The 14,660-nt window shown below is 57.3% G+C and carries 13 protein-coding genes; 11 read left to right on the top strand and 2 right to left on the bottom strand.

Annotated features, from left to right (window positions below):
- Window positions 1-7 precede the first annotated feature (7 nt).
- The 6 genes from PSQ90_RS16800 to PSQ90_RS16775 all read left to right on the top strand — a co-directional run bounded on the left by PSQ90_RS16800 (window position 8) and on the right by PSQ90_RS16775 (window position 7,129).
- Entirely contained in the window at window positions 8-892 is an 885-nt protein-coding gene (locus tag PSQ90_RS16800) for a carbohydrate ABC transporter permease (RefSeq protein WP_282211387.1), read from the top strand.
- On the top strand, window positions 889-1,746 hold the full coding sequence (locus PSQ90_RS16795; RefSeq protein ID WP_282211386.1) for a carbohydrate ABC transporter permease: 858 nt from the start codon (window positions 889-891) through the stop codon (window positions 1,744-1,746). The genes PSQ90_RS16800 and PSQ90_RS16795 overlap by 4 nt, the downstream gene beginning before the upstream one ends.
- A gap of 45 nt (window positions 1,747-1,791) precedes the next feature.
- Window positions 1,792-3,009: an extracellular solute-binding protein gene (locus PSQ90_RS16790; RefSeq protein WP_282211385.1), complete on the top strand. Its 1,218-nt coding sequence runs from the start codon at window positions 1,792-1,794 to the stop codon at window positions 3,007-3,009.
- A gap of 81 nt (window positions 3,010-3,090) precedes the next feature.
- On the top strand, window positions 3,091-4,167 hold the full coding sequence (locus PSQ90_RS16785; RefSeq protein ID WP_282211384.1) for an ABC transporter ATP-binding protein: 1,077 nt from the start codon (window positions 3,091-3,093) through the stop codon (window positions 4,165-4,167).
- A gap of 35 nt (window positions 4,168-4,202) precedes the next feature.
- Entirely contained in the window at window positions 4,203-5,069 is an 867-nt protein-coding gene (locus PSQ90_RS16780) for a MurR/RpiR family transcriptional regulator (RefSeq protein WP_282213107.1), read from the top strand.
- A gap of 44 nt (window positions 5,070-5,113) precedes the next feature.
- Complete coding sequence (locus PSQ90_RS16775) at window positions 5,114-7,129, top strand: beta-N-acetylhexosaminidase (protein ID WP_282211383.1); 2,016 nt, start codon at window positions 5,114-5,116, stop codon at window positions 7,127-7,129.
- A 7-nt stretch (window positions 7,130-7,136) separates the two neighbouring features.
- Here PSQ90_RS16775 and PSQ90_RS16770 read toward each other — a convergent pair whose 3' ends face one another.
- Complete coding sequence (locus PSQ90_RS16770; RefSeq protein ID WP_282211382.1) at window positions 7,137-8,597, bottom strand: M81 family metallopeptidase; 1,461 nt, start codon at window positions 8,595-8,597, stop codon at window positions 7,137-7,139.
- A 190-nt stretch (window positions 8,598-8,787) separates the two neighbouring features.
- On the opposite strand from PSQ90_RS16770, the gene PSQ90_RS16765 reads away from it, so the two are divergent.
- The 5 genes from PSQ90_RS16765 to nagA all read left to right on the top strand — a co-directional run bounded on the left by PSQ90_RS16765 (window position 8,788) and on the right by nagA (window position 13,208).
- A complete protein-coding gene (locus PSQ90_RS16765; RefSeq protein ID WP_282211381.1) occupies window positions 8,788-9,171 on the top strand; it encodes a RidA family protein in 384 nt (127 codons plus the stop codon).
- 11 nt (window positions 9,172-9,182) lie between these two features.
- On the top strand, window positions 9,183-9,968 hold the full coding sequence (locus tag PSQ90_RS16760) for an SDR family oxidoreductase (RefSeq protein WP_282211380.1): 786 nt from the start codon (window positions 9,183-9,185) through the stop codon (window positions 9,966-9,968).
- A 245-nt stretch (window positions 9,969-10,213) separates the two neighbouring features.
- Window positions 10,214-11,002 (top strand): GntR family transcriptional regulator, encoded by a 789-nt coding sequence (locus PSQ90_RS16755; RefSeq protein WP_282211379.1) that lies wholly within the window; start codon window positions 10,214-10,216, stop codon window positions 11,000-11,002.
- Between the two features lie 32 nt (window positions 11,003-11,034).
- Window positions 11,035-12,045 carry an SIS domain-containing protein gene (locus PSQ90_RS16750; RefSeq protein ID WP_282213106.1) on the top strand — a complete coding sequence of 337 codons (1,011 nt, stop codon included), beginning with the start codon at window positions 11,035-11,037 and terminating at the stop codon, window positions 12,043-12,045.
- The gene (nagA, locus tag PSQ90_RS16745; RefSeq protein WP_282211378.1) at window positions 12,042-13,208 is read left to right on the top strand and encodes an N-acetylglucosamine-6-phosphate deacetylase; all 1,167 of its coding nucleotides are present in this window, start codon (window positions 12,042-12,044) and stop codon (window positions 13,206-13,208) included. Before PSQ90_RS16750 ends, nagA begins: the two co-directional genes overlap by 4 nt.
- Here nagA and mgtE read toward each other — a convergent pair.
- Window positions 13,205-14,566, bottom strand: a complete 1,362-nt coding sequence (mgtE, locus tag PSQ90_RS16740; protein WP_282211377.1) for a magnesium transporter — start codon at window positions 14,564-14,566, stop codon at window positions 13,205-13,207. The genes nagA and mgtE overlap by 4 nt on opposite strands.
- Window positions 14,567-14,660: the final 94 nt, after the last annotated feature.

The following is a 14,660-nucleotide window of genomic DNA, read 5'->3' as shown; positions in this document are numbered from 1 at the left end:
GGTGGCCATGACAGGGTCCCGAAATGCTTCATTGTTTGCCTTCGCCCTGTTAGCCCCCGCGCTGCTCTATATTATCGGGATCGTCGCCTATCCCTTGGTTGATACCGTCAACCTCAGCTTTACCAACGCTGCTCTCCGTCCAACTTATGATTGGGTTGGGGGCGCAAATTACGAGAAGATTTTCCGGGCCAATTTCGAGCAGGTTATCATCCGGACCTTTGTTTGGACGTTCTTTTCAGTCTTGTTCAAAATGGTCATCGGCACACTGGGGGCCGTGATGCTCAATGCGGCAGTACCGGGTAGGGCGTTGTTCCGTATTTTGACCATGCCGCCCTGGATTGTACCGATGGCTATCGGCATTTTCATGTGGGGCTGGATGTACAATGGCCAGTTCGGCATGATCTCGGGCCTGCTGCAAAATTTCGGCCTCGTCGATGGCCCGGTTGCATGGCTCGCCTATGGTGACACAGCGTTCTGGGCAACAATTGTCACCGACGTGTGGATCGGCGTGCCGTTGGTCACCATCTATCTATTGGCCGCCATGCAGTCCATTCCGCGCGATCTTTATGAAGCTGCCTGGACAGACGGCGCCGGGCGCCTCTACCGCTTCCGCCGCATAACGCTGCCAATGATCATCCCGGCACTCGTGACCATGTCGATGCTGTCCCTGATTGCCACGTTCAATTCCTTCGACATCATCTGGATTTTGACGCGCGGCGGGCCGTCGGGCTCCACCACGACCATGATCATAGATACCTATCGCGTGGCAATCGGCTCCTACAAATATGGTGAGGGTGCCGCCCGTGCCGTGATGATCTGTATCTTCCTGTCTCTATTCTGCCTCGCCTATTTCCGCGTGGTCGGCAAAATCAATACGGGAGAAAAGGCATGAGCAACAAGCCCATGATCGACCGCTACAAATGGTATGAAGTGGTCGGGATCTATGCCGGTATCGCGCTGTTCCTGTTCTTCGTGCTGGCGCCTTTCATCGAAGGCTTCATGGTCTCGCTCAAGCCATTGTCAGCGCTGTTCTCCTCGCCCTACAGCTTCTGGCCGAAGAACGGCTCGCTGACCGCCTATTTCACCATGTGGGAAAGCGTGCCGGGTTTTTGGCGCTACATCGCCAATTCAATGTTTATCTCATCGGTGGCAACCATTGTCGTGCTGATCCTGGTCGTGCCCGCCGCCTACGCTTTTGCGCGGTTTCCATTCCCCGGACGTGGCGCGCTCCTCGGGGCGTTCCTCGCGGTCAACATGTTCTCGGGCGCTGTACTGCTGATCCCATTGTTTCGCCTGATGCGCTCTCTTGGCTTGCTCAACACCTATTTTGCCATGATCGTGCCCGGCGTAGCATTTTTGATCCCGACGGCGATCTGGCTGTTGCGCACCTATATGATGCGCATCCCACGCGAATTGGATGAAGCCGCCTGGGTGGATGGCGCCAGCCGCCTCTATACATTGCGCCGCGTCATCCTGCCGATTGCCATGCCCGGCATCATTGTCGTCGCCATCACAACATTTATTGGAGCCTACGCGCAGCAGTTCATCTTTGCGCTGACATTCAACTCCAAGACCGAGTTCATGCCCTTACCGATTGGTCTGTTTGCCTATTTCGGCCGTCAGGAAGTGGTGTGGAACGAGCTAATGGCTGCCAGCTTTGTTGGCATAACGCCAGTGCTCATTCTGATAGTATTTCTACAACGCTATCTCGTTGCTGGCCTGACGGCCGGTGCCGTGAAGCAATAGAACTCGCCCCGATTTGGGGCAGTAGCAGGAAGGGAAGGGAATAATATGAACAAACACGGAAAAATCCTCAGCGGTGCGCTGGTAGCGCTGCTGGCGTCGACCGCACTGGCCGTTGCCCAGGACCAGTCGATCTCGTTCGTCGAATGCGGTGATACACCAAGCCCGGTGCACCTTGATACGATCAAGAAATGGGAAGCTGCCAATCCCGGCTTTAAGGTCGAAGTCGAGGTCGTTGGTTGGGGGCAATGCCAGAACAAGGTAACAACCCTTGCTGTCGCCGGCACCCCTGTTGGCTTGGCATATATCGGCTCGCGCGCCCTCAAGCAGCTCGCCGCCAACGATTTGATCGTTGCAATGCCGATGTCCGATGCCGAAAAAGCAGCCTATTACAATTACATCCCCGACACGGTCACCTTTGATGGCACTCAGTGGGGCTCCCCGGTCGCATTCTCGACCAAGGCTCTTTACTGGAACAAGGACCTGTTCAAGGAAGCTGGTCTTGATCCCGAAAAGCCACCGGTCACTTGGGCAGAAGAGATCGCCGACGCCAAGGCAATCGCTGAAAACACCGATGCCGCGGGCTTTGGCGTCGTTGCCAAGACCTTCGACAACACCATGCACCAGTTCTTGCACTGGGTTTATACCAACGGCGGTTCGGTAATTGATGCTGATGGCAACATCACGCTCGACAGCAAGAACAATCTTGAGGCGCTGACGGCCCTCAAGGACATCACTGCCTACGCTGAAGAAGGCCCAACGGCCTATGAGCAGAACGAAGTGCGCGCCATTTTCCTTGATGGCAAGCTGGGCATGATCCATGCCGCTTCGGGTACCCGCAACCTGATGGCTGATGTGCCATTCGACTGGGGTGTATCCCTGTTGCCGCTTGGCCCTGAAGCCAAGGGACCTGGTACACTGTTGATCACAGACTCCATGGCAGTGTTCAAGGGAACAGGGTACGAGGACAAGGCCGTCGATCTGGCCAAATTCCTGACCAATCCTGAAAACCAGACTGCTTATGAAGAAGAGCAGGGACTGACGCCACTGCGCCCCGGCCCGGTTGTCGATGCGATGGTGGCCAAGGACGCAACATGGAAGCCATTCCTCGACTCGATCGAATATGGCGGGCCTGAACCTCTGTTGACCGACTATGTAGGCTTGCAGAACACCATGATTGAAATGGTGCAGTCGGTCGTGACCGGCGCAGCCGAACCTCAAGACGCACTCACCAAGGCCGCTGCTGCCCTGGAAGAGTTCAAGTAGGCTTGAAAACCTGCCGCCGTCGCCAATCTTTTTGGTGACGGTGGTATCCCCACTGTGTGCAACGCCGGAGATATCAGTGCCATGTCCGAACTAAGCCTCACCCAGCTCCGGAAGTCATTTGGCGAGACCGAAATCATTAAGGGCATCAACCTCGACGTCAGCGAGGGTGAATTTGTCGTGTTTGTCGGACCATCCGGCTGCGGCAAGTCAACTTTGCTGCGCATGATAGCCGGTCTTGAGGATGTCAGCGACGGCGAAATTCAAATTGGCGGCAAAGTTGTAAATGATCTGGCTCCCGTAAAGCGCGGGATCGCCATGGTATTTCAGTCATATGCCCTTTACCCGCATATGACGGTTTTTGAGAATATCGCCTTTCCGTTGCGGGTTGAACGCCTCCCCAACGATGAGGTCAATGAGAGGGTAGACCGCGCCGCAAAAGTGTTGCAACTGGACGCGCGCCTCGAGCAACGGCCGGGCACACTTTCAGGCGGCCAACGCCAGCGTGTCGCCATCGGCCGCGCCATCGTCCGGCAACCCCGCATTTTCCTGTTTGACGAACCGCTTTCCAATCTCGACGCCGCTTTGCGGTCCGAGATGCGCATCGAGCTGATGGAGCTGCATAAAAAGCTTGGTTCAACGATGATCTACGTCACCCACGACCAGGTCGAAGCCATGACTATGGCCGACAAGATTGTAGTGATGAACACTGGCGTCATTGAGCAGATTGGCTCCCCACTCGAATTGTACCACAAGCCCGACAATCGGTTTGTCGCGGGTTTTATCGGTAGCCCCAAGATGAATTTCATCAACGGCACCTGCACAGCCGCCGACGGCAAGAAAATTACCATTGATCTCGGCGAACTTGGCAACGTTGTACTTGAGCGCAATTCGACCGCGCAGGTAGGCCAGCGGGTAACAATCGGTATTCGGCCTGAACACCTGGCCCTTAATGAGGGCGATTTCATCCTCAATCTTGTGCCGCGCATCGTCGAGCACCTTGGTATTCACGCCATCGTCTATGCCGACCAACCTGATGGCGAGGTATTTACGGGCATGTTTGAGGGCGATCCTGCGGTCAAGGAAGGAACGCCGGTCAAGATTGGGTTCAATGCCATCGATACGCACCTGTTTGATGCAGATGGCATGGCGGTATATTAAGTGCCGCATTAGACAATTGGACGAACAGTGTGAATATGCTCGATATTGTTGGAGTACTGCAATCCGAAAAAAATGCGTTCACGCGTTCCGAACGAGTGTTGGCGGACCTCATCCTGCACGATGTCGAGGCAGCGCTAAAGCTCCCGATTGTTGACCTGGCGGCCCGGGCCGACGTTTCCCCGCCAACGGTGACGCGCTTCTGCCGAAGGCTCGGTTGCGACAATTACGCAGACTTCAAAGTGCGGTTGGCCAAAAGCCGCTTTGTCGGACAGCGCTATGTCGTGCCCGAAAGCGGCCCACAAACCGTGCGCGAAATCGCCCACGGCGTGATCACCGGTATTCAGTCGACAATATTTGATACCTTTGATCGCCTGGCGATTGACGCGCTGGAACGCGCCGCTGAAACCATCATAAATTCCAGCTATGTTTTGAGCTACGGCTCTGGCGGCTCGTCGTCGATGGCGGCAACGGAAATGGAAACCCGGCTTTATCGCCTCGGACTCAAAGCCAGTTCATCGATCGATCATCAGGCCCAAATTATGCGCGCCGCTGGCGCACCAGCGGACACTGTGCTGATCGCGTTTTCCCTGAGCGGCAATAATGTCCCCCTCGTTGAAGCGCTCAAGGTCGCAGGCGAGTATGGCATTTCGCGCATTGTCATCACCCGGTCTGGATCTTCGGTCTCATCCGAAGCTGATATTTTGATCCCGATAGACCGGGAAGAAAACGTCGACATCTTCCGGCCGACACCGGGGCGTTACGCGCTATTGGCAGTGACCGACATTTTAGCGCAAACCGTTGCCACCCGGCTCGGACCTAGCGCCGTTGCCAGCATGCGTCGCATCAAGCACCAACTGGTGGTCACGCGGGACGGCGATGATTCCCAACCTTTGGGCGACTGAACAGTCCCCGGCTGCCAACTCAATTTTTTTCAAGGATACTGCCCATGACCAGCGGCCACGTGCTCAATCTGGAGACAATCTGGAAACCCGCCACCGGGGAAGACGCCCTCGCATACGTGATCAAGCTAACCAACAATGGCGCGAATGCCTTGCGCGGATTCAAGCTCGCCATCAATGGCCCCGCCCGGATCGACCCATTGGCCAAAATTGAAGGCGCGTCCCTCGAGGCCAGACTTTCCAACCATACGGTATTTGCCCACGATGCGACCTTTGAACTCGGGGTAGGGCAAACTTGGGAAATTGTCGTTCACGGGCTGTCCTACGGCCTGCGCCATTGGAGCGATGGAGCCAATTCGGCCTACGTAATCCTTGACGACGGAACAACGCAGACAGTTTCGACCACCCCGACACTGGCCGTGGGTGTCAACGCGCCGCTGCTCAAAGGCGCCATGCGGTTTCCGATGCCATCAAAAGTCCCAGCAACGATTTCGGTCATCCCATGGCCAAACAGCGTTACCATTACGGGCGCCCGGACAGTTCCGGCTGGTCTGGACCTGCAGCCCCAAAGCGCCGACGCGCGAAAAGCAACCGCTGCCTTTGGCCATCTGGTGGCTGACCTGTTCCCGGTTGAAGGCCTGGTGCGGCCTGCGGCTGAGGGTGGCATCACAGTGCGACTTGCCGACAAGCCTGGCATGGATGCCGAAGCCTATGAAATCCAGTTCTTCGAGGCTTCTGCGACCATTTTTGCTACCACCCACTCTGGTTTCTTGTATGGCCTGATTACACTTGGCCAGATACTGCGCGGCGCAAAACAACACCCGCAGCAGTTGGTATTTCCCAATGGCGGAAAGATCATTGATGCGCCCGGGCTGGCTTGGCGCGGCTGCCATTTGGACGTCGCCCGCCAGTTCTATTCCAGCGCAGAGGTCAGTCGCCTGCTCAAGGTAATGGCCTGGAATAAAATGAACCGGTTCCACTGGCATCTTTCCGAGGACGAGGCTTGGCGCGTTGAGATTGACGCCTTTCCCGAACTGACCGAAATCGGCGCGTGGCGCGGTCACGGCAAGGCGCTGCCACCTCTTTTGGGCAGTGGACCGCAACCAACCGGCGGTTATTACTCCAAAGCCGCCATTCGCGACATTGTGGCGCTCGGCGAAAGCATTGGCGTTGCCATTGTCCCCGAAATCGACATTCCCGGCCATTGCTACGCCCTCTTGCAATCCCTGCCGCAATTGCGCGACCCTAACGAAGTTGGCGAGTACCAGTCAGTGCAGGGGTTCCCCAACAACTGCCTGAACCCCGGAAACCCAGCCGTTTACAGGTTCATGGAGATCATCATAGATGAAATGCTCGAATTGTTCCCTGCCGGCATCTTCCACCTGGGCGCCGACGAAGTGCCTCTCGCTGCATGGTCTGGATCGCCTATGGCGCTCGAACTCTTGACTGAATTGGCGGGCAAGGAAACGGCCGATAAACACGCCCAGCTGGTCAACACCATCGGCAACTTGCACGGTGCCGACGAGATCGAAGGGTCTGGCACTGCCATCCTGCAAGCCGAATTCATCCGTCGCGTCCACGAATATATCGCCTCCAAAGGCGCGACCACCGGCGGCTGGGAGGAGGCTGCGCACGGCAATGTGGTCGATAAATCCAAGACCTATCTGGTGGGCTGGCGTAACGTCGCCATCAATGCTGCCCTGGCTGCGGACGGTTACGACATCGTCGTCTCTCCGGGCCAGCATTATTATCTCGATATGGCCAATTCACTCTCATGGTCAGAACCAGGTGCCGGCTGGGCCGGCTGGTCGGGCCCCGAGGAAACTTATCAGTTCGAGCCGCGCCAAGGCTGGACAGAGGAACAACTCCAGCACCTGATGGGCGTGCAATCCTGCATCTGGTCGGAACCGATGACCGATCGGGCAATTTTTGACCGACTGGTGTTTCCACGCCTTTCGGCGGTTGCAGAGGCGGGTTGGACCGAACCGGAGAACAAATCGTGGCCCCGGTTCAGCGCATTCGCCGGACTGATGCCCATCATGTACGGACATTGGGCCGAGTGACCGACGCTTAGAGTGCGAACGGATCTTCCATAATCGGCCAAATTGTGCACGGCGCCTTCACATAAGGCGTCGTGCTCGGATCGTTTGGATAGGGCCTGCCAGCCGCGCAATAAATGATTTGGCTCGCGATTTTCGAAAACGAGTCATAAAAATGGTTGGTCGATTTGATCAGAAGAATTTTGCGCGACAGTGGATCAATCCCCATCGCCGAAAACAGGCTGGGATCGAAACTCTGCGCCCGGGTTGAATTGAGAATAACGTCGATGCCATCAAAGGTAATCCAAACCGCATCGCCAAACGGCGCCCAACTGGCACCGAACCGCATCTGCGCATCGCTCACCACCTTGACGATGCGCACTTTCTTGTCGATGGGGTGGCCAGTTTCCGGCGCTGATTTTGCGCCAAACCGCAACATGATCTCCGCGCCTTCACCCGCCGCAAAACAGATTTGAACCGCTATCGGGTCCCATATCGTCCCGACCGCCACATCGGTCACCCCACGGGCGATCAGTTCGGCCAGCAACACGGTCGCATCGCCCGCCGTGCCGCCACCCGGATTGTCCCACATGTCGGCAATGACAACAGGGCCCTGTTCCGCCGACAGCGCCAGGCTAACCGCCGTGGCGGGGTCAACCTGCTCCACCATGAAGGTGCCGCGCATGGCAAACAGTTCGCGGCCCAGTTCTTCAGCCAGCGCATCACCTTTGGATTGATCGCCATCGGTGACCACGATGATCTTGGTCCCCATTTCGGGGACGTCGGCGGCCATAAACCCGTGAATAACCGAGATCGACAGGACTTTTGGATCAGCCTGTTCGATTTGTTTGATCTTCTCGACAAAACTGCTCATCGGCTCTTTGGAAGTCGGAAAAATGTCGATCATTCGACAATCGAACGTTGACATGACCGGTGCAGTTTCTCCCTTGATCGCATCGACAGTCATGGCCCAGAGGTCGCGCGCGCGATCAACAAAATCCACGTGCGGAAAATGTTTGAAGGCCACAAAGAAATCGGCGGCGGCGACGCGTTTGGCTGTGAGATGGCTATGGGGATCCAGTTCAGCGCAGATCAGAATGTCGTTGCCGACAATATCCCTGACCCGCGACAGCAGATCGCCCTCCGGGTCGTCATAGCCGCTGGCGACCATTGCGCCGTGTAAACCGAGAACCACGCCATTCACCGGCATGGCGGCACTCAGTTCAGCAAGAATTTCGTCGCGCAATTCCTCGTAGGTGGCGCGGTTGATCAGTCCCCCTGGATCCGCCCAGCTTGCCGAACCCTCAATCAGGGTCCAGCCCAGTTGCGCTGTGACCTCCCGCCCAACCGTAATGGGCGCCGTGCAAAGGGTCGGCGTGGCGGGATGCTGCCCCGGCCCCACATGCAGCGATGCCTCAAACGACCGCTTATCCACGCTAATGGGGGAAAAAGTGTTGGTTTCGGTGGCAAGGGCTGCTGTAAAAATACGCAAGATGGGCTCATTAGGAATGGTCGGGTCGGGGTGGTGAGGTGACATTGCCTATTATGCTAGCATGATCCATAGGGTCATTTGAGAAATTAATTTACATTGGCGGTCCATTTTGCACTGAATGTGGCCTATCAATTACCCCGTGGTGCTTGTTTTAAGTAACTCACTTTCATCAACCGATTGGAGTCGGAGCATGTCGATCAAACGTTTTGGAGCGGAAAAATCCGGTGCAGGAGGGCAAAACCTTCCTTTCGCACGTGCTGTTGAAGCGGGCGGCTTTCTGTTCGTCTCGGGGCAGGTGGCCATGGAGGATGGCGAAATCGTCAACGGTGGCATTGTCGAGCAGACTCACCGCACCATTGCCAACCTCGTCGCCATCCTTGAAGAGGCGGGATATGGCTTGGAAGACGTTGTGCGTTGCGGCGTCTGGTTGGATGATCCGCGCGATTTCTGGTCGTTCAACGCGGTCTACAAGAGCTATTTCGGCGAAAATCCACCCGCGCGCGCCTGCGTGCAGTCCCACATGATGGTCGACTGCAAGGTCGAAATTGATTGCGTAGCCTACAAGGTGCCATAGGGAGAACGTCCATGACCGCGTCGCCGTTTCAGCTCGAGGGCAAGACAGTTCTAATCAGCGGCGCGGGAGGGGGCATCGGCGGTGCGCTAGTCCAGACCTTTGCCGAGGCGGGCGCACGGGTAACTGGCACAGATCAAGGCCTCCCCATGCTTGAGCATCTTGATCTTGAACATCGCCTGACTTTTGATCTGTCCGATATCGAGGCGACGAGTGCTGCGCTCAAAGCCCATATTGACCAGCAAGGCGCGCCCGACATCGTCATTTCCAACGCCGGCTTCACCCGAGCCGAACGTTTTGAGGATGTCACAACCGATAATTGGCAATCGGAGATGGCGATCAATCTCAATGGTGTCTACGCAATGACCGCCCCCATTGTCGAAGCCATGGCGCAACGCGGCTCCGGCAGTCTGGTGTTTATTTCCTCGGTCAATGGCCTGGCACATTACGGCAATCCGGCCTATGCGGCGGCAAAGGCGGGTATGCTCGCCTATGCCAAGGCAATCGCAGTCGAGCGTGGTGGCCGCGGTGTGAGGGCGAATGTCATCTGTCCTGGATCCGTCCGTACCACTGCTTGGGATCACCGTTTGGCCGACAACCCGCGATTGCTGGACAACGTCTTGCCCCACTATCCGCTGGGACGCTTGGTCATCCCGCAAGAAGTGGCCAATACTGCGCTATTTCTGGCCTCGCCCATGGCCTCGGGTATCACTGGCGCGGTTCTTCCGGTCGATGGTGGCCTGACAGCCGGCAATCTGCGGTTTGTCACCGACGTGCTCGGAGCGGCGCAGACCATTTAGTTGTCTGCCGACCCCGCCACGCTAATGCCAAACTCATACCACTTGCCAAGAGTCGGGTTTGCCGCCTGAACGCCAGAAATTTGGGATCACCACCCAACACGCCGCCGGCTGAAGCTGTCAGATCACAATATTTGTCGCTTTGGTCTTGGATAATGGTATTTTATTGGTATTGTGTTGACGGACGACGACGTCACGGGGTTCGCAGTGTGACTTTGCCGGTTAGCGGATAGCGCAGAGGAGTGATCGTGGCTGAATTATCGGAATTGTTTCTGCCCGACCAGGCCGTTGTCCTGCCCAGCGGCGGCCCCTTGTATCTACAGCTGAAACGTTGGATCGAAGATGCGATAGCCTCAGGCACGATCAATCCCGGCGATGCCCTGCCGTCTGAACGCGATCTGGCGCAAAAGGTCGACGTCTCACGCGTCACAGTGCGCAAGGCCGTTTTGCAACTGGTCAAGGAAGGCGTGCTGTTGCAGCGCCACGGGTCTGGCACCTTTGTGGCCCCACGCACCCAGCGCGTTGAACAGTCGCTGTCCCAATTGACCTCCTTCACCGATGATATGGCGCGACGCGGAATGCAGGTACGGGCTGAATGGCTGGACCGGGGGCTGTATCAGCCGTCTCCCGAAGAAACGGTTGTGTTGGGGCTTTCATCCGGCGAGCGTGTGGCCCGAATTGCCCGACTTCGTCTGACCGGCGATGCACCCCTGGCCATCGAACGAGCATCTTTGTCGGCCCAGATTTTGGCCGATCCAATGGAGATTGGCGACAGCCTCTATAAACACCTGGACAAGAGCGGCAATCGCCCCACGCGCGCCATCCAGCGTATTCGCGCCGAAAACCTCAATGCAGACGACGCAAAATTGCTCGACGTGCCGGTGGGGTCAGCCAGCCTCAACATTGAGCGCACATCATACCTGCCGTCCGGTCGCGTCATCGAATTTACCCGCTCGATCTATCGTGGCGATACCTATGATTTTGTTGCCGAACTGCGACTTGGCGACAATCCAACCCCTGGAGGCCCAAAGCTTTGAGTCCACAACCCCTATCCTCCTCCCAAACAGATATGCGTCGGGAAATCGAGCAAATTCCTGATGTTGTCGCTAATTTCTTAAACGAAAGCGCGAACAGTGTCGCCGACGCTGCGGCGCGTTTACGTGAACAGAACCCGGTGATGGTCGCAACCATCGCGCGTGGATCTTCCGATCACGCGTGCAGCTATCTCAAATATGCCATCGAGTTGACCTTGGGGCTGCCCGTCGCTTCGATTGGCCCCTCTGTCGCCTCGATCTATGGGCGCAGCCTCAAGCTTGACCGTTGTGCCTCAATCGCCATATCTCAGTCAGGCAAAAGCCCCGACATTGTCGGCATGGCCCAATCGGCCAGCAAGAGCGGCGCGACCTCGATTGCCATCACCAACACGGCTGGATCACCGCTATCCCAGGTTTCCGATTTCACCATTGATCTGCACGCTGGCGCTGAAAAAAGCGTTGCCGCCACCAAGACATTCGCAACTTCGATTGTTGCCGGTCTGGCGCTACTGGCAAAGTGGAGTGGCGACCAGTCTTTGGACAATGCCGTTGCCCATTTGCCTGAGAGCCTTTCCCGTGCCGTTGCTTGCGACTGGTCCGAAATGATCGAGGCCTTGGACGGCCAAAATGCACTTTACGTCCTGGGACGTGGACCTGGCTGGGCAATAGCCAATGAGGCTGCGTTAAAATTCAAGGAAACCTGCGGCATTCAGGGCGAAGCCTTTAGCGCCGCCGAGGTCATGCACGGGCCGGTGTCTATCGTCGGCCAAGGCTATCCCGTTCTCGCATTGGCCGCGCGCGACGCCGCCGAAGCATCGGTCGCCGACATGGCGCATAAACTGGCCGGGCAGGGCGCCTTGGCCTTTGTCACCTCGGATAGGCAGGGCAGCGCCCACAAGCTCCCATTCGCGGCGACCGGACACCCATTGACCGACCCGTTGGCGCTGATCGTGTCATTTTATGGATTTGTCGAAGCACTGGCGCGACATCGCGGCCTCAATCCCGACGCACCGCCGTTGCTCAAGAAAGTGACTGAAACTCTATGAGCACGACGACCGCCATCACCGGTACCCGGATTTTCGATGGCCACGACTGGCACGACCAGTCGGCGCTAGTGATTGAAAACGGTGTCGTTTCCGCCATTCTGCCAGTTGATCAACTCGCCGGAACCGAACAGCAGGACCTATTGGACGGCGGCCTGCTGGTGCCAGGTTTCATTGATCTTCAGGTCAATGGCGGTGGCGGTGCTTTGCTCAATGATGTCCCAACACTCGATGGCATCCGCACCATCTGCAATGCTCATGCCCAGTTCGGTACCTGCGCCTTGCTACCAACCCTGATAACCGACACCCCGGCAATTACCGACAAGGCAATCAACGCAGGCATCGCCGCCTATGCCGCCAACGTTCCCGGATTTCTCGGCCTGCATCTTGAAGGGCCGCATCTGTCAGTTGCGCGCAAGGGCGCACATGACCCGGATTTAATCAGGCCGGTGGAACAAGCCGATATTGACCGCTTTGCGAGGGCAAGCGCAGCGCTCCCCAACCTTTTGCTGACTTTTGCCGCCGAAACCGTGCCGTCCGATCAGATCAAGACCATCGTTGGGAACGGTGCCATCGTCAGCATCGGCCACTCCGAGGCGCGGCGCGATCAGGTCAATGCGGCGGTTGACGCCGGTGCCAGAATGGCAACCCACCTGTTCAACGCCATGAGCCAGATGGGCAATCGTGAACCCGGCCTCGTCGGGGCGGTACTGAGTAACGGCGCCTTGTACGCAGGGTTGATCGCCGACGGTATTCACGTCGATGCCGACAGCATTGGTATCGCCCTGCGAGCCAAGCGCGGACCCGGCCGCATCTTTCTGGTGACCGATGCCATGTCGTTGACGGGCGTGGCAGACAAAAGCTTCACCCTCAACGGTCGATTGATCACCCGCACCGATGGCGCACTGCGGCTGGCCGACGGCACATTGGCGGGCGCCGACCTGACCATGATTGACGCCATAACGTTCATGCATCGCACCATCGGTCTGTCATTCGAGGAGGCGCTGCGCATGGCAACGCTTTACCCCGCCCAGGCCATCAGGATCGAGCAAAGATTCGGCCATCTCCAACCCGGCGCGATCGCCAATTTCGTCCACCTCAGCGAGGATCATGCGGTTCGCTCGACATGGATTGATGGGAAAACTGTTTTCACCGCCCCCAGCTAGACCAGATAGGGCATCGCCAGAGCTGCCAGGCTGAGCACCAGAAAGAACCCGGCCATATCGGTGATCGTGGTCAGCAATGGCCCGCTGGCCACGGCGGGGTCTTGTCCTGTCCGCTTGAGCAACAGCGGAACAACGCCGCCAATCGACACCGCGATGACCGTATTGAGCGCCAGCGCCGTCCCGATAACCGCCCCCAGCATGAAATTGCCTTTCCACACCCAGGCAACCAGCGCAATCAGCGTGCCGAGCACAAGGCCATTAATCAGCCCGACCAAAACTTCCTTCCGCCAGACCCGAAACAGGTCTTGCGGACGTACCAGTCCCAATGACAATTCGCGCATCGACACGGCGACGGCCTGATTGCCCGAGCAACCGCTCATGTCCGAAACCATCGGCAGGAACACCGCAATGGCGATAACCGCCGCCAATGTACCCTCATAAGCCGAGATCACACTCGCCGCGATAATATTGAGCACAATATTGGCCGACAGCCACGCCAACCGCCGCCGCGAGCGCAACCAGAGTGGCATGGAGCGAACCTCGTCGCCCACCAGACCCTGCATCTTTAGGTTGGCCGATTCCGACCGCTCCAACACCGCCGTATCAACTGCCGAACGCGACAGAACCCCCGCCAGCGTCCCATCAGCCTCAACGACCGGCAATCCCAGAAATGGGTGGAGGTCAAAAACATCACGCAGCGCGTCCAGTGGGGTATCAACGCTGACTGTGAGCGGCTGAACCATGATGTCAGTCAGGCTTGCGCTGCGCTTGGCCGTCAATAGCCCCCGCAGCGACACAACGCCGACGGGGCGGCCACCCTCGTCCAGAATATAAGGATGCTGACCCCGGTAACGCTCAAAATCATCATCATCACTGGCGAAACGGCGCAAAACCAGACCAACGGTGTCGGTCTTGGCGAAGGTGAACGCTTCGGCAAACATCAGCCCGCCAGCCGTGTCTTCGTCATAGGCCGCCAGCCGTCGAACATCGGCGGCATCGTCCTCGTCCATTTCGGCCAGAATGGCTTCTGCGTCCTCATCATCCATCTCGCCGATAACGTCGGCCTGCGTGTCCGAATCGAGTTCATCGAAAATGGCCGCAGCACTTGGTGCGGCCAGCGCCTCGACCAGCTCCGCAGCCAATTCATGCGGCGCTTCCTCAATGATCTCGGCCGACAGATCGGCGGGCAACAGCGACAACAGCGCCGAACGTTCTTCGGGCGCCAGCAGCAGAATTTCGCGCAACGTGTCACTCAGCGTTAGCGGATCCAGCAGCACTTCCAGCGCTTTTGCGTCAGCTTCGGCCAGACAGATTCGAATGCGCTCTGTGACGGTCAATTCGTCTTGTTCATTGATCATGGCGAATTCCTCTTTCTCAACTCGGATAACAGAGGAATCGCCAAAAGACAAAAATAATTTATCTATAGACAAAAATATATTGCCTGATATGAAC

This window comes from Devosia rhodophyticola (genome assembly GCF_028816475.1).
Lineage (GTDB): Bacteria > Pseudomonadota > Alphaproteobacteria > Rhizobiales > Devosiaceae > Devosia > Devosia rhodophyticola.
This window is presented reverse-complemented; position numbering and strand designations above follow the sequence as displayed.